At 55.6% G+C, this 26,395-nt stretch carries 24 protein-coding genes; 16 read left to right on the top strand and 8 right to left on the bottom strand.

All coding sequences use genetic code 11. The features are described 5' to 3' along the window. Positions 1–251: 251 nt before the first annotated feature. Positions 252–2,702, bottom strand: a complete 2,451-nt coding sequence (fadE, locus tag ACK13D_RS21025; RefSeq protein WP_010255176.1) for an acyl-CoA dehydrogenase FadE — start codon at positions 2,700–2,702, stop codon at positions 252–254. 253 nt (positions 2,703–2,955) lie between these two features. On the opposite strand from fadE, the gene lpcA reads away from it, so the two are divergent. Both lpcA and ACK13D_RS21015 read left to right on the top strand, forming a co-directional pair. Further along, the gene (lpcA, locus tag ACK13D_RS21020) at positions 2,956–3,534 is read left to right on the top strand and encodes a D-sedoheptulose 7-phosphate isomerase (protein WP_010255178.1); all 579 of its coding nucleotides are present in this window, start codon (positions 2,956–2,958) and stop codon (positions 3,532–3,534) included. Between the two features lie 51 nt (positions 3,535–3,585). Then, positions 3,586–4,353 carry a class II glutamine amidotransferase gene (locus ACK13D_RS21015; protein WP_010255181.1) on the top strand — a complete coding sequence of 256 codons (768 nt, stop codon included), beginning with the start codon at positions 3,586–3,588 and terminating at the stop codon, positions 4,351–4,353. On the opposite strand, the gene dpaA is transcribed toward ACK13D_RS21015, so the two are convergent. After that, positions 4,324–5,067 carry a peptidoglycan meso-diaminopimelic acid protein amidase gene (dpaA, locus tag ACK13D_RS21010; protein ID WP_010255183.1) on the bottom strand — a complete coding sequence of 248 codons (744 nt, stop codon included), beginning with the start codon at positions 5,065–5,067 and terminating at the stop codon, positions 4,324–4,326. The genes ACK13D_RS21015 and dpaA overlap by 30 nt on opposite strands. Positions 5,068–5,311: 244 nt before the next feature. On the opposite strand from dpaA, the gene dinB reads away from it, so the two are divergent. After that, positions 5,312–6,367 carry a DNA polymerase IV gene (gene dinB / locus ACK13D_RS21005; protein WP_010255185.1) on the top strand — a complete coding sequence of 352 codons (1,056 nt, stop codon included), beginning with the start codon at positions 5,312–5,314 and terminating at the stop codon, positions 6,365–6,367. Between the two features lie 36 nt (positions 6,368–6,403). Here dinB and ACK13D_RS21000 read toward each other — a convergent pair whose 3' ends face one another. From ACK13D_RS21000 to pepD, 4 genes are all read right to left on the bottom strand, one after another. Beyond that, positions 6,404–7,471, bottom strand: coding sequence for a sugar ABC transporter substrate-binding protein (locus ACK13D_RS21000; RefSeq protein ID WP_010255186.1), 1,068 nt, complete (start codon positions 7,469–7,471; stop codon positions 6,404–6,406). Between the two features lie 25 nt (positions 7,472–7,496). Further along, complete coding sequence (locus ACK13D_RS20995) at positions 7,497–8,498, bottom strand: ABC transporter permease (protein WP_010671160.1); 1,002 nt, start codon at positions 8,496–8,498, stop codon at positions 7,497–7,499. After that, on the bottom strand, positions 8,495–10,000 hold the full coding sequence (locus ACK13D_RS20990; protein WP_031292786.1) for a sugar ABC transporter ATP-binding protein: 1,506 nt from the start codon (positions 9,998–10,000) through the stop codon (positions 8,495–8,497). Before ACK13D_RS20990 ends, ACK13D_RS20995 begins: the two co-directional genes overlap by 4 nt. Before the next feature lie 260 nt (positions 10,001–10,260). After that, positions 10,261–11,718 (bottom strand): beta-Ala-His dipeptidase, encoded by a 1,458-nt coding sequence (gene pepD / locus ACK13D_RS20985; RefSeq protein WP_033756707.1) that lies wholly within the window; start codon positions 11,716–11,718, stop codon positions 10,261–10,263. A 254-nt stretch (positions 11,719–11,972) separates the two neighbouring features. Here pepD and gpt point away from each other — a divergent pair, with 254 nt between their 5' ends. The 3 genes from gpt (at position 11,973) to crl (ending at position 14,329) form a co-directional block, all read left to right on the top strand. Further along, entirely contained in the window at positions 11,973–12,431 is a 459-nt protein-coding gene (gene gpt, locus ACK13D_RS20980) for a xanthine phosphoribosyltransferase (RefSeq protein ID WP_009091894.1), read from the top strand. Between the two features lie 116 nt (positions 12,432–12,547). Then, positions 12,548–13,795 carry an esterase FrsA gene (gene frsA, locus ACK13D_RS20975; RefSeq protein WP_010255196.1) on the top strand — a complete coding sequence of 416 codons (1,248 nt, stop codon included), beginning with the start codon at positions 12,548–12,550 and terminating at the stop codon, positions 13,793–13,795. Positions 13,796–13,927: 132 nt separating this feature from the next. Then, the gene (crl, locus tag ACK13D_RS20970; RefSeq protein ID WP_003851176.1) at positions 13,928–14,329 is read left to right on the top strand and encodes a sigma factor-binding protein Crl; all 402 of its coding nucleotides are present in this window, start codon (positions 13,928–13,930) and stop codon (positions 14,327–14,329) included. Positions 14,330–14,740: 411 nt separating this feature from the next. On the opposite strand, the gene ompC is transcribed toward crl, so the two are convergent. Then, positions 14,741–15,853, bottom strand: coding sequence for a porin OmpC (gene ompC, locus ACK13D_RS20965; protein WP_010255197.1), 1,113 nt, complete (start codon positions 15,851–15,853; stop codon positions 14,741–14,743). A gap of 238 nt (positions 15,854–16,091) precedes the next feature. On the opposite strand from ompC, the gene proB reads away from it, so the two are divergent. The 10 genes from proB (at position 16,092) to ymcF (ending at position 24,285) form a co-directional block, all read left to right on the top strand. Then, on the top strand, positions 16,092–17,195 hold the full coding sequence (proB, locus tag ACK13D_RS20960; RefSeq protein WP_010255198.1) for a glutamate 5-kinase: 1,104 nt from the start codon (positions 16,092–16,094) through the stop codon (positions 17,193–17,195). Between the two features lie 10 nt (positions 17,196–17,205). Next, positions 17,206–18,459 carry a glutamate-5-semialdehyde dehydrogenase gene (proA, locus tag ACK13D_RS20955; RefSeq protein ID WP_187485011.1) on the top strand — a complete coding sequence of 418 codons (1,254 nt, stop codon included), beginning with the start codon at positions 17,206–17,208 and terminating at the stop codon, positions 18,457–18,459. Between the two features lie 360 nt (positions 18,460–18,819). Beyond that, positions 18,820–19,551 carry a S24 family peptidase gene (locus ACK13D_RS20950; RefSeq protein ID WP_010255201.1) on the top strand — a complete coding sequence of 244 codons (732 nt, stop codon included), beginning with the start codon at positions 18,820–18,822 and terminating at the stop codon, positions 19,549–19,551. 423 nt (positions 19,552–19,974) lie between these two features. Beyond that, a complete protein-coding gene (locus tag ACK13D_RS20945; RefSeq protein WP_071778625.1) occupies positions 19,975–20,253 on the top strand; it encodes a transcriptional antitermination N peptide in 279 nt (92 codons plus the stop codon). 204 nt (positions 20,254–20,457) lie between these two features. Continuing rightward, the gene (locus ACK13D_RS20940) at positions 20,458–20,925 is read left to right on the top strand and encodes a glycoside hydrolase family protein (RefSeq protein ID WP_010255203.1); all 468 of its coding nucleotides are present in this window, start codon (positions 20,458–20,460) and stop codon (positions 20,923–20,925) included. Continuing rightward, positions 20,922–21,269 (top strand): DUF7940 domain-containing protein, encoded by a 348-nt coding sequence (locus tag ACK13D_RS20935; protein WP_010255205.1) that lies wholly within the window; start codon positions 20,922–20,924, stop codon positions 21,267–21,269. The genes ACK13D_RS20940 and ACK13D_RS20935 overlap by 4 nt, the downstream gene beginning before the upstream one ends. Continuing rightward, positions 21,266–21,559 carry a hypothetical protein gene (locus tag ACK13D_RS20930; RefSeq protein ID WP_010255207.1) on the top strand — a complete coding sequence of 98 codons (294 nt, stop codon included), beginning with the start codon at positions 21,266–21,268 and terminating at the stop codon, positions 21,557–21,559. The genes ACK13D_RS20935 and ACK13D_RS20930 overlap by 4 nt, the downstream gene beginning before the upstream one ends. Before the next feature lie 203 nt (positions 21,560–21,762). Next, positions 21,763–23,517, top strand: a complete 1,755-nt coding sequence (locus ACK13D_RS20925; protein WP_033766603.1) for a glycosyl hydrolase family 28-related protein — start codon at positions 21,763–21,765, stop codon at positions 23,515–23,517. 381 nt (positions 23,518–23,898) lie between these two features. After that, entirely contained in the window at positions 23,899–24,111 is a 213-nt protein-coding gene (gene cspE, locus ACK13D_RS20920; RefSeq protein ID WP_003854408.1) for a transcription antiterminator/RNA stability regulator CspE, read from the top strand. 3 nt (positions 24,112–24,114) lie between these two features. After that, a complete protein-coding gene (ymcF, locus tag ACK13D_RS20915) occupies positions 24,115–24,285 on the top strand; it encodes a cold shock small protein YmcF (RefSeq protein ID WP_085978710.1) in 171 nt (56 codons plus the stop codon). Between the two features lie 274 nt (positions 24,286–24,559). Here the strand turns inward: ymcF and ACK13D_RS20910 are convergent, their stop codons facing one another. Next, on the bottom strand, positions 24,560–26,137 hold the full coding sequence (locus ACK13D_RS20910) for a methyl-accepting chemotaxis protein (protein ID WP_010255214.1): 1,578 nt from the start codon (positions 26,135–26,137) through the stop codon (positions 24,560–24,562). Between the last annotated feature and the right edge of the window lie 258 nt (positions 26,138–26,395).

The raw sequence follows: 26,395 nt of genomic DNA, 5'->3' as shown, positions 1-26,395 counted from the left end.
GCCGAAGGTACCGCGTGAGCGGCGCGAGGACGGCCCGGCAGCAGCAGAGGTGCTCAGGCCCGCACTGCGGCTCGCTCGCCCGGAAAAAAAGCTGCCACGTTTGACCGTGACAGCCTTTACAAATCTAATCTTAACTGTTCAGCATTACGACGTGATGTCGGCTTTCCTCTTCTGACCCTATTCCCTGCGCTTTGGGCTTAATTATTGCGGTCAGATTTCCCCTGAGCCGGTGCTGCAGAGCAACGCTAACCCTATGCTGCCTCACTCGCCCGCGACGCAGCCTGAGGGGCTTTCTCTGGCACCGGCACTGCCAGCGCATCCGCCTCAAACTCATCGACGTTAATCGAACGCAGGCGGCTGGCCTCAGCACGCTGCAACACTTCAGCCTCTTTAGCATCAATCCAGCCCTGCTCCAGCGCGCGCTTCGCCAGCGCATCCAGCCGGGTAAAGGAGAGGTGCTGCTTCGTCTGTTTGCACAGCCTGTCATGGATCACTTCTGCCGCCATCACATCCTGCAATGCCTGTTCCAGCTGACCGGCAGGGTTGTGCTCGCTGGGCGTCAGGTACATACCACGGCCCAGACGGCTGCGGGTAGCTGACGGCTGTTGCAGCAGTTTTGCCAGCTGATGGTCCAGACGGTCAGACGGAGCAGGGCAGTGATGACCGCCTGCAAAAATAGTCATCCGCAATGCGCCCGCGACCAGACGGTTCGGGAAATTACGCAGCAGATCGTCCATCGCGACTTCCGCCTGATGTAACGCATCCTGCACGCCCCAGTGCACCAGCGGCAGATCGGCTTCGTTGCGGCCTTCATCGTCATAGCGTTTCAGCGTCGCCGAGGCGAGATAGAGCTGGCTCAGCACATCGCCCAGACGCGCCGAAATACGCTCACGACGTTTCAGGCTGCCGCCCAGCACCGCCATCGACACATCAGAGAGCAACGCCAGGTTGGCACTGATGCGGTTCAGATGCTGATAGTAACGACGGGTGCCATCGCGGGTCGGGGTGGCGCTGGTGCGTCCGGCGGTTAAGCCCAGCCACAGGCTGCGCATGGTGCTGCTGCCGACATGACCGATGTGGCTGAACAGCGCCTGATCAAACGCGTTAACATCGTTGCTGGCTGCTGCCGCCATCTCCTGCAGTACGTAAGGATGGCAGCGAATCGCACCCTGTCCGAAGATAATCATGCTGCGGGTCAGAATATTAGCCCCTTCCACCGTGATGGCGATAGGCGCACCCTGATAGGCGCGGGCCAGGAAGTTGCTGTTACCCAGCATAATGCCTTTACCGCCGGCAATATCCATGGCGTCGATAATGGCGCGCTGACCGCGATGGGTGCAGTGATATTTCACAATCGCTGACAGCACTGCCGGTTTTTCACCCTGCATAATACCGGCGGTAATCAGCGTAGCCGCCGCATCCATCACGTAGGCGTTACCGGCAATGCGCGCCAGCGGCTCTTCAATCCCTTCCATCTTACCGATTGAGACGCGGAACTGACGACGGATATGGGCATAGGCGCCTGTCGCCAGCGCCACACTTTTCAGGCTGCCGGTTGAGTTCGATGGCAGCGTAATGCCGCGACCCACAGACAGACACTCCACCAGCATCCGCCAGCCCTGACCGGCCATTTGTGGGCCGCCGATAATATAGTCAATCGGTACAAAGATATTATTGCCGCGTGTCGGCCCGTTCTGGAACGGCACGTTAAGCGGGAAGTGGCGATGGCCAATCTCCACGCCGGGCGTGTTGGTCGGGATCAGCGCACAGGTAATGCCAGGATTTTCGTTATCGCTGAGCAGATGATCCGGGTCGGAGAGTTTAAATGCCAGCCCCAGCACGGTGGCGATCGGCGCCAGCGTAATATAGCGCTTGTTCCAGGTCAGCCGCATGCCCAGCACCTGCTGACCCTGCCACTCGCCCATGCAGACCACGCCGGTATCGGGGATGGCTCCGGCATCTGAGCCCGCTTCCGGACTGGTCAGCGCAAAGCAGGGGATCTCATCGCCGCGTGCCAGCCGGGGTAAATAGTGATTTTTCTGCTCTTCAGTGCCGTAGTGTTGCAGCAGTTCGCCCGGACCTAACGAGTTAGGCACGCCCACGGTAATCGCCAGAATCCCTGAGACGCCCGACAGTTTTTGCAGCACGCAGGCCTGCGCATAGGCTGAGAAATCGAGTCCGCCATACTCTTTTTTGATAATCATCGCGAAGAAACGATGCTCTTTCAGATAAGCCCACAGTTCCGGCGGCATATCGGCCAGCTCATGGGTGATCTGGAAATCGTTGGCCATGCGGCATGCTTCTTCAACCGGACCATTGAGAAAAGCCTGCTCGTCGGCAGTCAGGCGCGGCTGCGGATAGTTGTGCAGCTTCTGCCAGTCTGGTTTGCCCTGAAACAGATCGCCTTCCCACCAGGTGGTGCCCGCATCGATCGCTTCTTTTTCGGTGCGTGACATCGGCGGCATCACCTGCTGGAAGCGCTGAAACATCGGCTTTGAAAACAGGCTGCGGCGCAGTGACGGCAGGTTGAACGGCAGCAGGATGATCGCCAGCGGCAACAGTAACCATGGCGTCCAGAGGTGAGCAAAAGCCATCGCAGCAGTCCACAGCAGCAGAATCGCGCTGCTGAGCCGCAACGACAGGCGGTGATAGAACAGGGCGCCAATCAGCGCCACCGTGGCAAGTATCGAGACAACCATCATAATGAACCGCTCCAAGTAGTAAGAGGTCTGACCTGTTATGTAGAGAGGTTTAGATCAGTTGGGTTGATTTATCAATTTGTTTACATCGCAATTACAACCTGCCTCACAAAAACCGATTTCTGTCCATTTTTGCATCACCCGCTGCAGTGATAATCGCCGCCACTGCCTGGCCAGCCATGGCATGACGCTTTGCGCTGACCGGCCATTCCGTTAAACTTGCTGCGATTAACCTCTCCTAAAAAAGGACATCCCTATGTACCAGGACATTATCCGCTCTGAGCTTAATGAAGCTGCTGATACGCTGAATAAATTCCTCAGCGACGAGGCCAATATCCATGCGATCCAGCGTGCTGCGGTGCTGCTGGCTGACAGCTTTAAGGCGGGCGGCAAGGTGCTTTCCTGCGGTAACGGCGGTTCACATTGCGATGCGATGCATTTCGCTGAAGAGCTGACCGGTCGCTACCGCGAAAATCGTCCTGGCTATCCGGCGATTGCCATCTCTGATGTCAGCCATCTCTCCTGCGTCAGTAATGATTTTGGTTATGACTATGTCTTTTCACGCTATGTGGAAGCGGTAGGGCGTCCGGGCGATGTGCTGCTGGGCCTCTCAACTTCCGGTAACTCTGCCAATATCATTAAAGCGATTGAAGCTGCCCGTGCGCAGGGGATGAAAGTGATCACCCTGACCGGTAAAGATGGCGGTAAGATGGCAGGCAGTGCCGACATTGAAATCCGGGTGCCACACTTTGGTTATGCCGATCGCATCCAGGAGATCCACATTAAAGTGATCCACATCCTGATGCTGCTGATCGAAAAAGAGATGGTGAAGTAACTGCGCTGGCCTCCCGCCTGACGGGAGGCCGCTTACTCTAAGGCGGTGGCTATGTGCGAATTGCTCGGGATGAGCGCCAATGTTCCCACGGATATCTGTTTCAGCTTTACCGGTCTGGTTCAGCGTGGCGGTGGAACCGGGCCTCACAAAGATGGCTGGGGCATTACCTTCTACGAAGATAAAGGTTGTCGTACGTTTAAAGATCCGCTGCCGAGCTTTAACTCGCCGATTGCGCGTCTGGTGCAGGAGTATCCGATCAAATCGCATTCGGTGGTGGCGCACATCCGCCAGGCGAATCGCGGGCAGGTGTCGCTGGAAAATACCCACCCGTTTACCCGTGAGTTGTGGGGCCGTAACTGGACCTATGCGCACAACGGGCAGCTCAGGGGCTATCGGCAGCTGGAGACCGGCACATTCCGGCCAGTAGGCGAAACGGACAGCGAGAAGGCGTTCTGCTGGATCCTGCATCAGCTGGCGACGCGCTATCCACGTACGCCAGGCAACTGGCCTGCTGTATTTCGTTTTATCGGGGAGCTTGCCGGCACGTTGCGGCAGAAGGGCGTGTTTAACATGCTGCTGTCAGACGGCCGTTATCTGATGGCCTTTTGCTCCACCAATCTTTACTGGATCACCCGTCGCGCACCCTTTGGCCGGGCGCAGTTACTGGATCAGGATGTGGAGGTCGATTTTCAGCAGCACACCACGCCGCATGACGTGGTGACGGTGATTGCTACGCAGCCACTGACGGCCAATGAAACCTGGCAGCGGATCGTGCCAGGTGAATGGGCGTTATTCTGCCTTGGAGAGCGCCAGGAATGAACGTGAAGCGGCTTCGGGACTGGCTAAAACCGGTGCCGGGCTGCTGTTCATCACATATTTACCGCTGGCGACATTAACCATCGGCGGCTGATGATATTTAGCAAAGTAAGCGTATCCCGGCTGCAGCTGCTGCCAGAAACTGGCATAGGTGGAGTAGCGGTGACGCTGCATATTGCTGTCGGTCATGCGGAATGGATAGATGCTGATGCTGATATCCTGCTGGCCGTTACGCAGTGCGGCATTCACATAGGTAAAAATCTCATCCATATAGGCGTTAGTCATGGCATAGCAGCCAATCGACTTACAGTCGCCATGAATCATCAGGTAATTGCCGCTGTAGCCCTGATTACGATCGTACTGATTCGGAAAGCCGATGTTGATCGCGCGATAAAACCGGCTATCCGGCTTCAGCTGATTCAGCTTCACGTTGTAAAAACCTTCCGGGCTTTTGAAATCGCCTTCACGACGTTTCGGGCCGAGGCCGCCAGAAAAGTTACAGATGCGGTAGGTGTCCAGCAGGCGGTATTCGTTACCGATTTTGCCGTAGAGTTCGAGCGTGCGTTCTTCCTTGAAGATCTGGATATAGACCGGGGTGCCGAGTAACTGCTTCTTTAATTCTTTGCTGACCGGTGCCGTTGAGACGGGTTCGGGTGTCATTGCCATGCTGAGGGCTGGCAGTAAAATCATCGCAAACAGGAGTGCGATTTTGCCCATGCTGTGTGTACCTTGAGGTGAAGAGAACATGACGCAAAATGTGCGTCTCTGTTTGCATTATCGGAACTGTCCGCTACCGCAGCGCAACATTAAACATTGTCTGTTTTTTTAGCAAGACGGCGTCAGCCAAATTCGCGATTTACTGAAGGATATTCGGCCAGAAATTTGTAAACTTTAATCGTCAGCGCGACAAATATTGCAGTTACCCCTGCCAACTGTATACTTATCCAGTGCCGGAGGGGGTATGCGTAAAATCATTCATGTCGATATGGACTGCTTCTATGCCGCGGTGGAGATGCGTGATAATCCCCAGCTGCGCGACATCCCGATCGCCATTGGTGGCAGCCGCGAACGTCGCGGCGTGATCAGCACCGCCAACTATCCGGCGCGCAAATTTGGCGTGCGCAGCGCGATGCCAACCGGCATGGCCCTCAAGTTATGCCCGCATCTGCGTCTGCTGCCAGGACGCTTTGACGCCTATAAAGAAGCCTCCGCGCAGATCCGCGACATCTTTACCCGTTATACGCCGCTGATTGAACCGCTCTCCCTTGATGAAGCTTACCTGGATGTCACCGACAGCCCCCACTGTCACGGCTCTGCCACGCTGATGGCGCAGGCGATCCGCGCCACCATCTACCGTGAAACCGGGCTTACCGCCTCAGCGGGCATCGCCCCGATTAAATTTCTGGCGAAGATCGCCTCTGACCTCAATAAGCCGGACGGGCAGTTCGTGATTACCCCGCCGGAGATGTCCGGTTTTCTGCTGACCCTGCCGCTGGCGAAGATCCCTGGCGTCGGCAAGGTCTCGGCCAAAAAGCTGGAAGAGATGGGGCTGGTAACCTGTGGCGACGTGCAAAAGGCAGACTTAGCGCTGCTGTTAAAGCGCTTTGGCAAGTTTGGCCGGGTGCTGTGGGAGCGCAGCAATGGCATTGATGACCGCAGCGTGATCGTTGAGCGCGAGCGTAAATCGCTGGGGGTTGAACGGACGCTGGCGGAAGATATCAGCGACTGGGATGCCTGCCTGGAAATTATCGATTTTCTCTACGCCGAACTGGAACGCCGGCTGACGCAGATCCGACCTGACAAGCAGGTGGCGCGACAGGGCGTCAAACTGAAGTTCAGTGATTTTCAGCAGACGACCCAGGAGCATATCTGGCCGGTGCTGAATAAAGAGGACATGATTGCCATCGCCCGTAAAACCTGGGATGAGCGTCGTGCCGGGCGCGGCGTGCGGCTGGTGGGATTACATGTGACGATGGTGGATCCCCAGCTGGAGCGTCAGCTGCTGCTGGGTCTGTAACCGTCAGCCTCACCGACCGGCAAGGCTGACATCCGATTACTTCTTATATTTCGCCGCCAGGGTCGCAAACCACGGGGCAACGAAATCCTCATTGCTGCCCCAGCCCGGAATGATCTTGTTCAGTGACGCGACGTTCACCGCGCCAGGCTGGCTGTTAAGCTGCTGCTGAGAGATCGATGCCGCTTTAAACTGATAAGTCGCTGGCGTCTCTTCACCGGCAATTTTCTTCGCCACCAGACGCATATTCACCGCGCCAATAGTTTTAGGATCCACCGCTACCGTCTGCACCCACGGGCTGTTTTTCTCGCGCATCAGCTGCAAATCCTGGTTCGAAACATCAATGCTGTAGAGTTTGATCTCGGTACGGCCATTCTCCTGCAGCGCTTTGTAAGCGCCCTGGCTGAAGGCGTCCCAGGCACCCCAGATGGCGTCGATTTTGCCTTTCGGGTATTTCGCCAGAATCGCGCCAATTTTATTGGCGGTGTCGCCCTGAACGTCAGTTGAAACCGCACCAATCGACTCAAGCTGATGAATGCCCGGATTCTCTTTCAGCAGTTTTTCATACACCACCTGACGGCGTTCCATCGGCGGGAAACCGGCAACCCATAGCTTGACGATGTTCGCCTTGCCGTTGAAATCATGGATGAGCTGGCCCAGCGACAACTGCGCCAGTGAAGCGTCATCCTGCGCGGTGACGGTGACGCCCGGGATCGGGCTATCCACCGGCGTATCAAACACCGACAGCTTAATGCCTGCATCGGCAATGCGCTTCACCAGTCCGCTGGCGTAGGGCGCTTTACCGTGCGACAGCACGATGCCGTCATATTTCTGGCTGATCGCCTGATTCACGAAATCCTGGAAGCGCGCATCGTCGCCATTGCTGAGGAAGGTGCTGACCTTGAAGCCAAGCTGGCGACCCTGCTGAATGGCACCGGCAACAAACTGGGTGGTGTTGTCATCGGAGCCGAGATTGCGGATCACCGCAATACGGATCGGGCCATCATGACTGGCGATAGCCGCAGGCACCGGCGTGACGGTATCCGCGAAGGCGGCGCTGGCGTTCAGCAGGCTCAGGGCCAGCAGCGAGAGTGTTATTTTTTGCATTGTTATCAACTCCGGTAAACGCGCCTCAGCGGCGCTGGATATAGGTGATCGCCAGTGCTAAAGCCAGCACCAGCCCTTTAATAATGTCCATGGCGTAGTAGGGAACAGAGAGCATCACCAGACCGTTCTGCAGCACGCCGAGGATCACCGCACCGACCAGCGTGCCCAGTGCATTCGGCTTGCCGGAACCCGCCAGTGAGAAGCCGATCCACGCCGCAGCGACGGCGTCCATCAGGTAGCCGCTACCGGCATTCACCTGCGAGGAGCCGATACGCGAGGCGAGCAGAATGCCGCCCAGACCGGCCAGCAGTGAGGCGATCACATAAGCCAGCACCCGATAGCGGGTGGTGCGGATGCCGGAGAGGCGCGCCGCTTCCGGATTGCCGCCCAGCGCATACATCCGGCGACCATGTTTAGTCAGGGAGAGCGCCAGCTGCGCGGCGACGGTGACGACCAGCATAATGATGACGATGGTGGGCACCTGGCCGAGCAGGCCAAACGCCGCCGGAATGGTGCCTTCCGCCATATCACCGCTCGGCAGCACCATGTTCTCGGTGATCGATCCGCCAAAGCTGTAGGTCATCGCCACACCCTGAATCACGAACAGTGTCGCCAGCGTTGCCAGCATGTCGGGAATGCGCAGGATCACAATCAGAAAGGCGTTAAACAGCCCGACCAGAGTGCAGAGCGCCAGGGTGAGCAGGATGGCGGTGGTAGTGCCGAAGCCGTACCAGACAAACAGTGAAATCACTAACGCATTGGCCAGCGAGGCGGTCGATCCGACCGACAGATCAAAGCCGCCAACGGTCAGCGAGATCGAGACGCCGATCGCAATCACCGTGACAATGGCAATTGAGCGCAGAATATTGATGATGTTGTTGGGTTCAAGGAAGCTGTCGGAGGCGAGACCAAAAGCGGCGATCAGGATCACCACCGTGAGCAACATGCCCCATTTATAGAGAAAGTCGAACAACTGGTGACGCCACGGCGAGGCTGTCAGATTCAGGCTGGTTTCTTTGCTGCTCACGCAGGGGTTCCTCCGGTGGAATAGAGCAAAAGCGTCTCTTCGGTGACGTCGCGTGCAGCCAGCTCGGCCACAATGCGTCCATCCCAGAGCACGCAAATCCGGTCGCATAAACCGACCAGTTCAGAAAACTCTCCCGACGCGTAAATGATGCCTTTCCCCTCGCGCGCCAGGTTATCGATCAGGGTGAAGAGTTCGGTTTTGGCTTTGATATCGACGCCTTTCGTCGGCTCATCGAAAATCAGCACGTCGGCGTTGTTGCGCAGCCATTTGCCTATCGCCACTTTCTGCTGATTGCCGCCGGAGAGACGGCGCAGCGTCTGTGCCGGACCGGTGGTGCGCACCTGCAATTGCTGGATAACCTGCTCCGCCCAGCGCCACGCCTGGCGATGACCAAACAGGCTCCAGCGCGAAAAGCTGTCGTCTGCGCTGACGCTGAGGTTCATTGCCACCGACTCATCAATAAAGATCCCCTCTTTGCGCCGCTCCTCCGGCACCAGCGCCATGCGGCGACTGACGGAGTCATGCGGCGAACGGGGCTGCCACGGCTGGCCATGCAGTTCACCGCGACTGACGCGGCTTTTGCTGGCACCAAACAGCGCCTTACAGAGTTCGGTTTTACCGGCACCGGCCAGGCCTGCAATGCCCAGAATTTCCCCTTTGTGCAATCGTAGCGAGATATCCTGCAGCAGTTGCTCATCATGAAGACCGTCAATCGCCAGCAGCAGCGGCTGAGTCTGCTGCGCACGACGGGCCGGGAAGATATCGGTGAGCTGATGCCCCAGCATCTTCTCCACGATCTGCTCACCGCTCAGTGCCGCCATCGGGCCGGTTTCGATCAACCGGCCATCACGCAGCACCGTCAGCTGGTCACAGATTGCTTTCAGTTCATGGATGCGGTGAGAGATAAACACCACGCCGATGCCGCTGGCCTGCAGGCGACGCACCACAGCAAACAGCCGCTCACTTTCATGCTGATCCAGCGGGGCGGTGGGTTCATCCAGAATCAGAAAGCGGCAGTGGTGTGACAGCGCGCGCGCCAGCAGAATTTGCTGCTTTTCAGCCAGGGTACAGCGCTCCACCAGCCGGTTAACGTCCAGCGCCACGTCGAGCTGAGCCAGCAGCGCCCGCGCCTGACGCCGAACCTCGCCCCAGCGATAGCGGTGGCCAGGCTCTGCCAGCCGATCCAGCAGAATGTTTTCCGCGACGCTGAGCTGCGGCACCAGCGCCACGTCCACTTCCTGCTGAACCAGATGGATACCCAGCCGTTTCGCATCACGCGGCGTACGGATGGAGACCGGCTCACCATCCAGCAGGATCTCGCCGCTGTAGTGGCTGTGCGCACCGGAAAGGATCGCCATCAGCGTTGACTTGCCCGCGCCGTTAGCGCCGGTCAGAGCATGTACTGAATGGCCGTCACTGCGGAAATCCACCGACGATAGCGCGGCAAACCCGCCAAAAGCGATGGAGATGTTACGCATCTCAAGGCAGTTTAACCCTGGCATGTCATTACTCTCCTGAAGAATCACTGGCCGCATTTTTTCCTGAACCTTCAGGCGCGGCAACAGCCGAAAGCGCATAAGCTAGCACGAAATCTTATTAGCCATCCAGACATCTGGACATAATGGCGGCTACAACCAGCGAAGCGCGGGAAAGCGGCGGAATAGCGGGGTAAAGGGCGGAAAAGGCAGCGAATTATGCTGGGAGAAAGTCACAGGCATAAAAAAACCAGGCCGGAGCCTGGTTTACTTTTTTTGTGACAGAATTACTTTTCTGGCACCACATTCAGCAGGGTGGTCAGCAGTTTCCAGTAAAGGCCAACGCTTTCGATGTGAACCTGCTCATCCGGCGAGTGCGGCCCGGTGATGGTCGGCCCAATCGATACCATATCCATCTCCGGATACGGTTTTTTGAACAGACCACACTCCAGACCGGCGTGGATCACCTGAATGTTCGGGGTCTTATCAAACAGCGCGATATAGGTCTGACGGGTCAGCGCCATAATGGCGGAGTCCGCATCAGGCTGCCAGCCTGGGTAGCCGCCTTTCGCTTTGGTCTGTGCACCGGCCAGCTGGCCCAGTGAGGTCAGCATCTGCACCACATAATCGCGGCCGGTGTCGATCAGCGAACGGATCAGGCAGTTGATCTCTGCATGATCGGCTTCCATGGTCACCACACCGATATTCAGTGAGGTTTCTACTACGCCTTTCGCCACGTCGGAGTTGCGGATCACGCCGTTTGGCATGCTGTTGAGCAGGTTCAGGAAGCGATCGCGGCTGTCAGCGTTCAGAGCATCACCCTGATGCGCCAGCGGCTCTGTGACCAGTGCGATGTTCGGCTCTTTGATGCCGTGCTCATTTTTGATGGCGCTCAGGAAGTGCGCCGCCGCTGATTTCAGCGCATCCGCTTTGTGGCTCTCGACCGCCACGGTAGCGAAGGCTTCACGCGGGATCGCGTTGCGCAGCGTACCGCCGCTGAAGGCCAGCAGACGCAGATCCAGTTCAGCAACGTGTGCCGCCAGGAAGCGCGCCAGCAGTTTGTTGGCGTTGCCGAGGCCCATATGAATATCGGCACCGGAGTGACCGCCACGCAATCCTTTCAGCGTCAGCTTCAGGGTCTGGAATTCAGCAGGCACCGCTTCACGGGTCAGTGGCAGGGTGGTGACGAAGTCGATACCGCCCGCGCAGCCCATGTAGATCTCACCTTCTTCTTCGGAGTCGGTGTTGATCAGGATTTCTGCCTGCAGCCAGTTGGGTTGCAGACCGAATGCGCCATCCATACCGGTCTCTTCAGTCATGGTCAGCAGCACTTCCAGCGGGCCATGCGTCAGGCTGTTGTCAGCCAGTACTGCCAGCGCAGAAGCCATACCGATGCCGTTGTCCGCGCCCAGCGTGGTGCCGCGCGCTTTCACCCACTCGCCGTCAACCCAGGGCTGAATCGGATCTTTGGTGAAGTCATGAACGGTGTCGTTATTTTTCTGCGGCACCATATCCAGATGCGCCTGCAGCGCAACCGGGGTACGGTTTTCCATGCCTGCGGTGGCGGGCTTACGAATCAGGATGTTGCCGACCTGATCGCGCTCACACCAGAAGCCTTGCTCTTTGGCCCAGCCGACGATGTAACTCGCCAGCGCTTCTTCGTGAAAAGAGGGATGGGGAATAGAGCAGATCTTAGCGAAAATATCCCACAGCGGCTGTGGAGAGAGTTGAGACAATTCAGACACGACAGGTCTCCTGTGTCAGTGTACCGGCGAGGCCGGACATCGCGAGTTTCCAGTGAAAAATCGCCGTCAGAGAATCTGACGAGCCAGGCCCGAGAATATCACTGTTTTCTACCGGGTGCGCTCTCAGACGCGCTAAAAAGCCGCAACCAGTGCGCGGGTGCTGGTTTTTAGTGCGTCAACTCCTTATAATCTCGCGCAACCTTTTCCCCGTTGCACATTTTTACGCCACCTCGGTTGGCTGGGATTTCTATTCTATGAGCGAAAAATACGTCGTTACCTGGGACATGCTTCAGATTCATGCCCGTAAACTGGCCCAGCGCCTGCTTCCTGTTGAACAGTGGAAAGGCATTATCGCGGTGAGCCGCGGCGGTCTGGTACCGGCTTCGCTGCTGGCACGTGAACTGGGTATCCGCTACGTCGATACCGTCTGCATCTCCAGCTATGACCACGATCATCAGCGCGAAATGAAAGTTCTGAAGCGCGCAGAAGGCGACGGTGAAGGATTTATCGTGATCGATGACCTGGTGGATACCGGCGGCACCGCCCAGGCGATTCGCGAGATGTACCCGAAAGCGCGTTTCTGCACCATTTTCGCTAAACCGGCCGGTCGCTCACTGGTTGATGATTATATTGTCGATATTCCGCAGGATACCTGGATCGAGCAGCCGTGGGATATGGGCGTGGTCTACATCCCGCCGATTGTTAAAAGCTGATTGATATGCATCAGACAACGCCCGGTTTTCCGGGCGTTGTGCTTTCTGTGCCTCGCACCCCGAATTGCCGTACAGTACACTTAGCCATCGCCGTTTCTGTTGCAGGAGAAGTGAGTATGTCGAGCAAAAATCTCAGCGAGGAGTTGTTCAAACCGCGCTTTAAACATCCTGAAACCTCAACCCTGGTTCGCCGCCACCATCATGCTACTTCGGATGTCCACTCAGCCCTGGATGGTGACAGCCAGCGTGGCTGGTATCGTATGCTGAATAAGCTGATGTGGACATGGCGTGGCCTGACGCCGCAGGAGATCAGCGAAGTGCTGGCTCGGATTGCCATCAGCAATGTTGAACATACGGATGAGACGCTGCTCGACACTGTAATCGGTTTTCGCGGCGGCAACTGGCATTTCGAATGGTGTAAACAGGCGGGCATCTGGCAGCAGAAAGCGCTGGAGGCCACCGACGACAGCGAGGCGGGCGACTACTGGCTGCACGCGGCGCATCTCTACAGCGTTGCGGCCTATCCCTATATAAAAGGGGATGAGCTGGCCGACCAGGCGCAGACGCTGGCGAACCGCGCCTATGAAGAGGCGACTCAACGCCTGCCGGGCGAGCTGAAACCGCTGACGTTCGCCATTCAGGGTGGCAGCCCGGTTAACGGCTTTCTGCACATGCCGCCTGACGTTGAAGCGCCTTATCCCACCGTGCTGTTCTGTGGCGCGCTCGACTCATTACAGAGCGATCACTATCGCCTGTTCCATGATTACCTTGCACCGCGCGGCATCGCCATGCTGACCATTGATGTGCCGTCGGTAGGCAACTCGGTGAAATGGACGCTGAGTCAGGACACCAGCTTTCTGCATCAGCAGGTGCTGCGCGATCTGAAAAACGTGCCCTGGATCGACCATACCCGCGTGGCGGCGTTTGGTTATCGCTTTGGCGCTAACGTGGCCGTACGACTGGCCTATCTGGAATCGCAGCGGCTGCGTGGGGTCGCCTGTCTTGGCCCGATTGTGCATGCGCTGCTGACGCAGACAGCGTTGCAGGATGAGATCCCGGATATGTATATGGATATGCTGGCGAGCCGGCTGGGCATGGCAACTGCCTCTGACAGTGCGCTGCGTACCGAACTCAATCGATATTCGCTGAAAACTCAGGGATTGCTGGGCCGCCGGACGCCGACACCCATGCTGTCGGGCTACTGGCAAAACGATCTTTTCAGCCCGGAAGAGGAGAGCAAGCTGATCGCTAACTCTTCGTCAGATGGCAAAGCGTTGCTGATTCCGGTGAAGCCGATGATGGCCAGTTTCGACAAGGCGCTGAATGAAATTTGCGACTGGCTGGAGAAGCGTTTAAAAAGGTAACTGGCAAAATTTACAGTATTTGCTACAACTAGTAGCGGAATTCTTCCGGGCTGCCGTTAAGCGAAACATGACATCCCCTGGCCGTCCGGAAAATCAAGGCTGTATAGCGGTCAAAATCTATGGAGATTCAGCATGACGTTACCAAGTGGTCATCCCCGCAGTCGCCTGCTTAAGCGCTTTACGGAGCTTGGGCCTTATATTCGCGATGGGAAATGTGGCGAAACCCGGTTCTTTTTCGACTGCCTGGCTGCCTGCGTTAATGTGAAACCGGCACCGGAACTGCGTGAGTTCTGGGGCTGGTGGATGGAGCTGGAAGCGCAGGCTGACCACTTTACCTATGTCTACCATATCGGTCTGTTCGATAAAGAGGGTGACTGGTCGGTGGCAACCATCAAAGGCAAAGAGAATACGGCGCGCGTGGAAGAGACCTTACGGAATTTCCATACCCGTCTGAAAGCGATGCTGAAAGAGTTCGAGCTGGATCTGATTCCGGCCAGCGATTTCGATGAGAAACCGGTGAAGCTGAGCGCCTGATTGGGTGTTTAGAGATTAAAGGGTGAGTTAAAACGTTTGCCCACAAACTGCTGACAAATCTCAAGTAGGGTGAATCTGGCAGCAACGAATAAGCTCAACACGCAGGGAACACGGGCAGAAGAGGAAAGCGTCCCGCGCCAGGGACAAAAACGCCGGGAGCGTTTTTGAACAACGCAAAGCGTTGGCCCGGCAACGGGCGCACCTCAGGGATGAGGTGCGTAATCGCGCGGGCCGAGCCTGTCAAGGATGACGTCTTTTGCGTCTTTCCGATCTGACCGTGTTCCCTGCGCCAGCTCGATCTCATAGCAGAGCGGGCCAGATGCTGTTAACAAGCAAAGGGCGCGTTGAAAAACGTGCCCTTTTTCATGCTCACACATTCTGTAGCTTATGCTGTGCGGCATTAGCCTGAAATCAGAACTGGTAAGTCACACCCATCGCGACCACGTCATCGTTGTTAATCGACAGCGCGTTGTCATCATCCAGCTGGTTGATTTTGTAATCAACGAAGGCGGACATATTTTTGTTGAAGTAGTAGGTCGCGCCCACGTCGATATATTTCACCAGATCCGCATCGCCGATACCGTTTTCGATATCTTTGCCCTTGGTCTGTACATAGCCAATAGAAGGACGCAGGCCGAAATCAAACTGATACTGCGCCACCAGTTCGATGTTCTGCGCTTTGTTGGCTGCGCCCGCGACGGTAGCACCGGTGTTACGGTTGGTGCCGCTGATTGGTGTCATGTTGCGGGTATCGGTATAGATCGCCGCCAGGTAGACGCTGTTGGCATCATACTTCACGCCTGCGCCCCAGGAATCCGCACGGTCACCGCCGCCATAGGCACGTGCCTGCTGCTGGTTGGTACGGTCAGAAGAGGTGATGGCACTCATCAGGCTCACACCGGAATCACCCAGCGCATAGCCCAGTGAGGCACCGTAGCCGTCGCCATTCTGACGGTTGATGTCGGTGCGGGTGTTGGCGCTGGTGGCGTCGTTTTTACCCTGATACTGCAACGCAAACTTCAGCCCATCGACCAGACCAAAGAAGTTGTTGTTACGGTAAGTCGCCACACCGGTTGCACGCTGAGTCATAAAGTTATCGGAACGGGCTGTACCGTCACCGCCGAATTCCGGGAACACGTCGGTCCAGGCCTCAACGTCATACAGCACACCGTAGTTACGACCGTAATCGACCGAACCATACTGCGAGAATTTCAGACCAGCAAACCCAAGGCGGGTTTTGTTGCCATTGTTGGCGTCGCTGCCTTCGGAGTTATTGACGTTGTACTGATATTCCCACTGACCATAACCGGTCATCAGGTCGTTAATCTGTGTCTGGCCCTTAAAGCCGATACGGGTATAGGACTTGTCTCCATCCTGGCTGGCATTATCGCTGATGTAGTGCTCAGCTTTAACTTTGCCGTATAAGTCCAGTTTGTTGCCATCTTTGTTATAGATTTCGGCAGCTTGCGCGGCGGATGCCAGCGTCAGCGTGGAGAGGATCATGGCCAGTGTGCTTTTCTTCATTTGCTATCAATCCCAATGTGAACGCCGTAAAAAAATGAAAGTTTTTGTAAAGCACGGACTTTTTACCCGTCGGCGATGAACTTTTTATGACACTTTTCATGATTTCTTGTTAACCCTGAACTTTTGGTCTACGTCCTTGTCCGCCTAAATTCGTGCTTTTCCCCCGCTGGCTGTTGGCTTCCTTATCGACTCCTGTTAAAACGTCCTTTCGTAAAAATTTTTCACTACGGCAGGAAATATGAGTGGCAGTCAGACCTTAGTGGTCAAGTTGGGTACCAGCGTTCTCACCGGCGGCTCCCGCCGGCTGAATCGGGCGCACATGGTGGAACTGGTTCGTCAGTGTGCGCAGCAGCACGCGGCGGGCCACCGCATTGTGATTGTGACCTCTGGCGCGATGGCCGCCGGACGCGAACATCTGGGTTACCCCGAACTGCCACCCACCATCGCCTCAAAGCAGCTGCTGGCTGCGGTGGGGCAGAGCCGTCTGATTCAGCTGTGGGAACAGCTGTTCTCAATCTATGGTATCCATATTGGTCAGATGTTGCTGACCCGTGCCGACATGGAAGATCGCGAGCGCTTCCTGAATGCCCGCGACACGCTGCGCGCACTGCTGGATAACCACATTGTGCCGGTGATCAATGAGAACGATGCCGTCGCCACCGCTGAAATCAAAGTGGGTGACAACGACAATCTCTCGGCACTGGCGGCGATGCTCGGCGGTGCCGACAAGCTGCTGCTGCTGACCGACCAGCAGGGACTGTTCACCGCCGATCCGCGTAACAATCCTGAGGCTGAGCTGATCAGTGATGTCCATGTGATTGATGATGCGTTGCGTGCCCTGGCGGGCGACAGCGTATCGGGTCTCGGCACCGGTGGCATGTCGACCAAGCTTCAGGCGGCGGATGTCGCCTGCCGCGCCGGTATCGATGTGATCATCGCCTCAGGCAGCCGCAGCGGCGTGATCAGCGATGTTATTGACGGCAAGCCGGTCGGTACGCGCTTTCATGCGCAGCAATCGCCGCTGGAAAATCGTAAACGCTGGATTTTCGGTGCGCCTCCGGCAGGTGAACTCACCGTCGATGATGGTGCGCTGGCAGCAATTATTGAACGCGGCAGTTCGCTGCTGCCGAAAGGGATCCGTGCTATCCAGGGGAATTTCTCGCGTGGGGAAGTGATCCGTATCCGCAGTTTGCAGGGCAGGGATATCGCGCATGGTGTTTCACGCTACAACAGCGACGCGATGCGGATGATTGCCGGTCATCACAGCCAGCAGATCAGCGAAATCCTGGGCTATGAATATGGCCCGGTGGCGGTTCACCGCGACGACATGATCGTCAGTTAAGGAGCGGACAATGCTAGAAGAGATGGGAAAAGCGGCGCGCGCCGCAGCTTACACCGTGGCCGATCTGTCGACTGCAGAGAAAAATCAGGTTCTGATGACTATTGCCGACCGTCTGGAGGCGGAAAGCGCAGACATTCTGGCGGCCAATGAGCTGGATTTAGCCGATGCGCGTCAGAACGGTATGAGCGCCGCGCTGTTGGACCGGCTGACACTCAATCCGCAACGCCTCGGCAGCATCGCCAGCGATGTGCGCCAGGTCTGCCAGTTGGCCGATCCGGTTGGACAGCTAATTGACGGCGGTCAGCTCGACAGCGGGCTGCGCATTGAGCGTCGTCGCGTGCCGCTGGGCGTGGTGGCCGTAATCTACGAGGCGCGTCCCAATGTCACGGTGGACGTCGCCACTCTGTGCCTGAAAACCGGCAACGCCGCCATTCTGCGCGGCGGTAAAGAGACCTGGCGCACCAATGCGGCCACCGTCCGGGTGATCCAGAACGCGCTGAAACAGCACGGTCTGCCTGTGGCGATCGTTCAGGCGATCGAAAATCCGGATCGCGAGCTGGTGAATCAGCTACTGAAGCTGGATCGCTACGTCGATATGCTGATCCCGCGTGGCGGAGCCGGGCTGCATAAGCTGTGCCGGGAAAACTCCACTATTCCGGTGATCACCGGCGGCATCGGCGTTTGTCATATCTATATTGATGAGACGATGGAGATCGAACCTGCACTTGATCTGATCGTCAACGCCAAGAAACAGCGTCCCAGCGCCTGTAACTCACTGGAGACGCTGCTGGTGGATCAGGCGATTGCCGATCGTTTCCTGCCCGCCTTCAGCGCGCGTATGGCACAGGAAGCGATCGCGTTGCATGCTGACAGCAACGTGCTGGCGCAGCTGCAGCAAGGCCCGGCATTGGTCACGCAGGTGAATCCGCAGCAGTACAATGATGAGTGGCTGTCGCTGGATCTTAACGTCAAATTAGTGGCGGATATGGATGAGGCGATCGATCACATCCGTACGCACGGCACGCAGCACTCGGATGCCATCCTGACCCGTAATACCCGCAACGCCGCGCGTTTTGTCCGTCAGGTCGACTCCTCAGCGGTCTATGTCAACGCAAGCACCCGCTTCACCGATGGCGGACAGTTTGGCCTGGGTGCCGAAGTGGCGGTCAGTACACAGAAACTGCATGCTCGTGGCCCGATGGGATTAGAGGCGCTGACGACCTATAAATGGATAGCATGGGGCGACGATACGCTCCGGCCATAACTGCCATAATTTTTAACAAAACGGGAGTCTTTCAGAGACTCCCGTTTTTTTTAGCTCCATTTTCCGGTCCAGTGAAAGATAGAGTTTTCTGCGCATCAGCTTAATTTCCGTTCCGGTCTCGTCACTACTGGCCATTATTCTGGCTGATATTCACGCAATTTTTTACGGAACATTCCTGAAAGCCGGGGCTGTACGCGGCCTGAGGCAATATTTTTTGTCCAGCCGCGGGCTGAAGCGGATAATGATTATCAGGAATGCTTGATAAAGCGGTTAGGTAGTAAACGAGCGGTAATATAAAATGAACTGGTAGCAATAATGAAAATAACATCCAGTATCTCTTCTATGGCTGATTATTAACTAATGGTTAAAAAAGAAAGTACAAGACAAGCTTTCACCGCCAGGCTGATAGCGGCCTGTGAGAGTGCCGGCATTGCCGGACATGGACGAAACAAACAGGTTGCCAGGGCTCTGCAGCAGCAAGGCTGTAAGATTTCAACGCCGGGAGTGTGGAAGTGGTTTAACGCGCAGTCAGTGCCGGATGGCGGCAATTTACTGGCTCTCAGTCAGCTGCTGGGCGTCAGGGTTGAGTGGCTGCAATACGGTATGGAACAACCTGCTGAACCGGTGACGCTAAGTGCGCTCACCGGTCAGAAGAATGTGTTTCGGATTGATAGCCTCGACATTGGTCAGCGAAGTGCTGCAGGCCTGCCCGCGCGTGATGAGTTTGTCGAGACTATTCAGGCGATCGAATATGGTCTGGATGAGGCGCGGGTGCTGTTCAACGGGCGCCCGGCGGAAAACATCCGGTTAATCGCTATCAACAGTGACTCCATGGCTGACACCTTTGCGCCGCGCGATCAGCTGTTTGTGGATATCAGCGTGCGGATGTTCGACGGCGACGGCATCTATATTTTCACCCTCGATGAGCAGCTCTATCTCAAGCGCCTGCAGCTGCAGCATAAGAAAATCGCTGTGATATCAGACAATAAGCGCTATGAAACCTGGTATCTCAATCATGATGACGTCACCAGCCTGAAGGTACTGGCCAAAGTGATCATGAGCCAGGCGCGACATTATCAAATCCTCGGTTAAGGCCACTTCTGCCGGTTTTTTCAGGAAGGCTGAAAAAAAAATAATCGGCATAAATTCATAAATTTAACCAGCGGTAAATAAAAAATTAACCAACAGTGTTTGATAAAGCATAAGAACCTGTTAATAATTTGGATATGGATGAACGAAGCAGTTCTTTCAGGGACGAGCCGCTCTTAAACAATTGAGGCGCTGCACAAGCGCGAATCATACCACCACAAAGTTAGTGAACTTTGGGATGGGGTGGATGCGCAAAATGCAGCGTCGTCAGATGCCGTTTATTTCCCCTCGCTTACTTTCCACCTGACTGCTGATGCAGCCGGGCGGTAAGCGTGCGACCGTGATACGCGACATTCGGGCCCGTTCGGTTCGCCGAAAGCTCGCGCCTGCCACCCCATCGCCAAAGACTCATTCACAGGAGGAGTTATGGCGATAATTCACTATGGCAAAAGCGTTTTTATAGGCAACGCACGTACTCGTCGCCACCGGCGGCGCCAACCTCTCAGCAGCCTGACACAGAGCATCGACGAGGCCCTGAACTTCCCAACTGAAACACCCCCCCTGAGACGTGCAGAGCAAATCTGCCAGCGTCAGGTCGCCCCGCGCGTTGACCGCGCAATTACTGCACCCCGCGTCACCAGTCAGGAAACACCCAGTTTCGACAATTGCTGTCTTCCGCACGTTCATCTCTACGCCGTGAGCTGAAACGCGCAGAAAACGCATTTTTCCGTTCCGGCTAACTCTTCGCTTTCTCCAGTTCTCACTGGGCGCAATTTGCTGAATTACTGTTCAGTTTTGCTGCAGGGTCAGTAAGGCCTTCTGCTGCGCCGTGCTGAGTAATGATCAGCGAGCGTTATGTATTTCTTTTCACAAGGCTGAGTTGCTTTAACCCGTCATTGAGGAGTCGTTATGAGCCAGATAATCGCAGTACTGAATTTTGAAGAGGGGTATGTCGACACGCCCTATCTCGACACGCTGGGCTTTCCCACGGTGGCCGGCGGCATTCGCATTGGACCCAAGGGGGCGTCTCTGAGTAATTACGCTTTCCGCGTGCCACGGCGCGTCGGTGATGTCTGGAAGCAGTGCATTCTTGAAAACAAAATTCAGGAGATGCAGGGCAGGGAGCTGCTGCGTAATGCGCTGGCGAAGTGCAACGACGCCCGCACCGACGTGCTGCTGAGCATGGCTTATCAGCTGGGCGTCGAGGGCGTCCTGCAGTTCAAAAACATGCTCAGCGCGATCGTGGCTGAACAGTTTAATGATGCGGCTGACGCGATGATGAACAGCCTCTGGGCCCGTCAGACGCCGGGCCGCGCCAGACGTCACGCGGAGATGATGCGCAGCGGAACCTATGCGGTTTACAGGGGGTTGCTATGAGATGGCTCATGTTTCTCACCGCCGTGCTGACGGCAATCATCATTCTGCTGCTGCTGCAGCGCTTTACCACCCTCCAGTTTGTCTCTCATGCCCGTCTGCTTTTCAAAACCTGGTCTGTCTGGCTTGCGTCGCTAGGTTCCATGCTCAGCGCCTGGGCGCAGTCGTTTCCTTCGGCCGCCGTTGATGCCTGGAGTGCACTGCCCGAAGACGTTAAAGCGATTCTGCCGCACAACTACCTCGGGCTGGTGGGCGCCTTCATGGTGGCGATGGGGGTGATTGCACAATTTGTTCGTCAGAAAAACCTGCTCAATGCGAAGGAGCAGTCTGAAGGAGCGAAGCCATGACTCTGATTACCACCTTACTGGGCGGCAGCTGGCACTGGATCGCCGCGCTGGCTGCGGTCATCGCGGCGCTGGGCGCCAGTTATTTCGGCGGCAAGAAAATCGGCAAAGTGCAGCAAAAAGCGCGTTCTGACGTCGATAACGCGCAACAGGAGGCGTCCCGCGTCACCGCGGTAGCGCAACAGCAACAACATAACCGCGAGGAGGCTAACCGTGTGGCGACTGACAACCATAGCCTTGATGACGCTGCTGCTCGCGACAAGCTGCAGCAGTCGAAATACCACAAACCCTGAGCCGGTGGCGATCACCGACTCTGCCTGCGTACTTTTTTCCCCTCTTTATACCTACGGCGATGACGCGCAAAAAATGGACGTTCGTACGGTGCGCGCCATCAACACCCACAACGACATGTGGGACTCCCTTTGCGGCCATCCGGCTGCGGCTAAGTAGTGCGCTGATTTCAGCGCGATATCTCTATGATCCTGAGGAGGATTCTATGATCGAAGTTAACTCTTTTGCTGAACTGCGTACCACTGTTCCACCAAAATCAGGTGAAGTCGCGAGCCTTAAACGCTATTACGATAAGGACTCCAGCTTCCGTGGCGGCGCAGACTTTGTCGGTTTTCTCAGCACCACTCCGCTGAAAGATGATGGCGGTACGGTGGCGGTGGGTAACGGTTTCTACTGGAAGCGCACCATCAACGATCCCGCCGAAGTGAACATTCTGCACTTTGGCGCGAAAGGGGATGGCGTGACCGATGACACTGAAGCCTTTAAGCGGATGCTGGCATGGACACAATCCTACAACGCCTACGCGAAAGCGATTCCGGTGCGTTTTCCGGGGGGCCGCTTCCTGATTTCACCCATCGATATCAGCGATACGGAGTTGTCGTTTTTTGGTCTGGCAGGCGATGATATCGAGCTCGGCTCGGCACCGCGTACCACCATTGTTTCTGATAAAAGCGCGAAAACCGTGTTTAAGGTTAATGCGCGTCGAATCGTCATTAAAGGCATCTGCTGGCATGGACAGGCTAACGCCGGGACTGTCGACACCACGGCCAAAGTCACCGTCACGCCTGAACAGTGCAGTAACACGCAGCCGTTCTTTGAAAATACCATTGTCGGAGGCCAGATCGTCAATATCTTCTGCTTCAAGGCGCAAAGTACCGGGGGAACCGTCTTTAAGCTGCAGGATACGCTCGACAGTAAGTTCGATCAGATTTACAGCTCCAATACCTTTTCACGGGTATTTGATGTCGGCTGGTCAAACACGCCGAAGGGGAACTGGGACCACTCAACCGCCATTGAGCTGTGTAATGCCAACTTCCAGTCGGGCTATGGCGACGCCACGCTCTATATGCCGCGCGTCACTCAGGGGCTCATGCGTAACGTCTGGATTGAGCACACGACTAACCCGGGGGATCTGTCGGATGGCGGCTGGAACATCGAAACGCTCAACATTGAAGATTGCGGCACGCCGCTCAATCTCAATAATGCCCGCGTGGTGATGCGTCATATCAACCTGCAGGCGGGGGCGAAAATCACCAATGATCTGGCCGGAAGTAAGTGGTTATCGACCTTCGAATATGGCTATCGTCGGGATGAGAACTACGGCACGTTCATGACCGGTTCGCTGCGTGCCGGCTACTACAGCGGCTATAAAGTGGTGAACAACACTGATACCGACAACTGGTATCGGCTGGGGCAGCTCTATTTCCCGGCGCCTAACCAGCAATGGGTAATGGAGCTGATCGGGAAAGCGGATGCGACCACGCCCTCCGGCACCGCCGGTTCGCCGGTTAATGTGGTGGGCACCGGTAAAACCCTGATCAACCTCCAGCGACTGGAGACGGTCTGGGCCGATGCTTACCATATGGGTCAGCCTTCCGTACTGGACATTCGTTATGGCCGGGTAGGGACCACCTATGCCGTAATCTGGGTTAAGCTGAGAGCGAACAGCGGCGAAACCATGTTCAACCTGAAGACGACGGGTCCGACCCGCTTCGATACCGGTTCCTGCTCGCTGTTCCAGGCTGATATGTCGGTGGTTACGGACATCACCAAAATCAGCAACCTGAAACCCGCTGCACGTTTTGGCATGCACAACGGGCTGGCGGGCATCGGGGCCAACGAAAAAGGGGTGGTTACGCTGGCTACCGCAGCGGGTACGCCGACCAATAAGACCGCTCCGACCGGTTTTGTGCTGATCAATATCAACGGCGTTGACCGTAAGGTTCCTTACTACGATTGATGATCGGCATGTTTTGGGCGAGGCTCCGGCCTCGCCCTTTTTTGATCTGACATTATCTCCGCTTCTTTTTACGTCGCCAGAAAAGTCACCGCTGCGCTGTGAAGCCAGACAGTCTCCCTGACACAGCCTTTCGCCTTCATCCTCGTCAGCGGGCTGATTGCGATTAATTTGAATTACGGCTTGCGTCACTTTAAGAAGTGTGGCCTAATGAATCGTCGGTTTGATTAACAGACACTATCAAAGTAAGTAACCAAAGCAGTTCTCATCTCTAAGTTTGTCGCGAGACATCCCTTCTTTTTGAGTCTTCTCTTACGTTCTGATTAAAATCTGTTCTCAGGCCATTATGTATGCCGGAAGGCTCGATATATTAAGGATTTAAGCATGTCTAACAAAATTCGCGGTACCGTTAAATGGTTTAACGCAGAGAAAGGCTTCGGTTTCATTTCTCCTGCAGACGGCAGCAAAGATGTATTCGTACATTTCTCTGCAATCCAGGGCACCGATTTCCGTTCATTAGATGAAGGTCAGCAAGTTGAATTCACAGTAGAAAATGGCGCCAAAGGCCCAGCTGCTGCGAACGTTGTTGGTCTCTAAGGACTGAAAATTACTTTTAAATGTCCTCACTGTAGTGGCTCACAGTTTCGTACATCACATTTTGATGTTACAAGAGCCAACCCGCATGGAGCGAAATGCATTTTCTGCAAATCTGTCGTGGTTCAGGTGAACCTGGCAAGGATTGCAATTCAGAGTCAGCTTCGCGCTCTCTGATTAAGGCTAGTGAGCTTTATAGCGTTGTTGCATTTACAGTAATAAAAGGCTGCCTCTGGCAGCCTTTTTTGTTTCTGCGTTTCCTCCTTCTCAAACCTCACGCTTTATTCTTGTAACCTGCCTGTTTACTTTCACTTTCCCTGTATATTTGCAATTCCCTTGTATAACGCTTACCACTAACCGCTAACCGCTTCCCGCTCTGTTGCCTGTAACCTATCCGCCCTTATCGTCACCATTCTTAAACTGGCCCGCCGAAGCAGGCCGTTGAGAGGGATTAACGCAGTACGGGTTGCAGTGAGAGCTTGCCGGTATTAAACACGCTCATCGCCTGTGCCATACGCTCTGCCTGATCCTGCAGTGCTTGTGAGGCGGCTGACGCTTCCTGTACCAGCGCGGCGTTCTGCTGCGTCACCGCTTCCATCTGGGTAATCGCCTGATTGATTTCATTGATGCCGCTGCTCTGCTCGCTGCTGGCAATGGTGATTTCGCTCATGATGTTTGCCACGCTCTGCACGCTGTTCACCACTTCGCCGATAGTTGAACCGGCGTGTGTCACCAGCTTGCTACCTTCATCGACTTTAGCGACGGAATCTTCAATCAGTACCTTAATCTCTTTGGCCGCTGAGGCTGAGCGCTGCGCCAGATTACGCACCTCACTCGCCACCACCGCAAAGCCACGACCCTGTTCACCCGCGCGTGCCGCTTCAACCGCGGCGTTCAGGGAGAGAATATTGGTCTGGAAGGCGATGGAGTCGATAACGCTGATGATATCGACAATTTTTCTTGAGGAGAGGGCGATCGCTTCCATCTTCTCAATGACCTGCTCCATTACCACGCCACCTTCACGCGCCACGCTGGAAGTGGTTGAAACCAGGTGATTGGCTTCACGCGCGTTGTCGGCATTGTGTTTCACGGTCGACGTCATCTGCTCCATGGCAGAGGCGGTCTCTTCCAGCGAACTGGCCTGCTGTTCGGTTCGGGTCGAAAGATCAAGGTTCCCGCTGGAGATCTGATTAGAGGCCACCGCAATAGTGTCGGAACCGGTACGTACTTCAGTCACAATCGACAGCAGGTTATCGTTCATCCGTTGCAGCGCCTGCATCAGGACGCCGGTTTCATCGCGTGAGGTCACCTGCATCTGTGAACTCAGATCGCCTGCGGCAACGCGTTCAGCAACGTCAACTGCTGCAACCAGCGGACGCACAATAGAACGGGTCAGGAAGTAGCCCAGCAGAATAGACGCCAGAATCGCCAGCGCGGAGAAAATCAGCGTAATGGAGATAGCCGACTGACCATTTTCCACAATACCCTGACCTTCACTGCGCAGCTGTGCGTCCTGAGAGTTGGCAAAATCTACGGCATCCTGAAGGAATTTGTTCTGGGTGGCGGTCATCGATTTCAGGACATAGGTGCTGGCAGCCTCAAAATCGCCCGCTTTCACCAGGGTGATCAGCTCTGCTTTAACCTTCTCAAAAGCCTGGGAAGAGGCCAGCAGACCGGCGATCTTTTTCTTGCCGACCGGCGTGACCTGAATATCTTCGATCCTTTTCATTGCGCTGTTGGTGCGTTGCGTGGCTTCATCCAGCTGACCATAACGCTTCACATTCATTTCCGGACGTGTCGTGTCGATCACCATGCCGCGCAGGTATTTGATCTGATCGTTGACGCCATCGCGCACATCAAATGCCAGTCGTACTTTCACATAACGATCGTCAACGATCGAGGCGATCGCCGTATTAATGCTGTTAATCCTGGTTATGGATGTCACGCCAATCACTATCAGTAACGTCACAATAATACCGAAGGCTGCTGCGAGCCGCATTCCCACCTTCATATTCTTGATACTGAACATGTTCTCTTCCCCGTTTTATTATTAATCAATTTGTTAGCAACACTCAGGTTTCCTGCTGTTGTGCGCAGTGCCTTGCTGATGTCTGTGGTCACAGCCTCAGGCAAAAAGGTGATCTCGCGCATACTGTTATCGGAGAACGAAGTTGTACCTTTAATAATTTTTAAGTAATAACGCCGGGTGAATAAATAGTCAGTAAAAATCATCAGAAATGGTTAAGTAATAACCAGAGGAAATTCAGACAAAAAAAAGGGCTGTCAG

The sequence above is a fragment of the Pantoea sp. K16 genome (genome assembly GCF_048452805.1).
Lineage (GTDB): Bacteria > Pseudomonadota > Gammaproteobacteria > Enterobacterales > Enterobacteriaceae > Pantoea > Pantoea agglomerans.
This window is presented reverse-complemented; position numbering and strand designations above follow the sequence as displayed.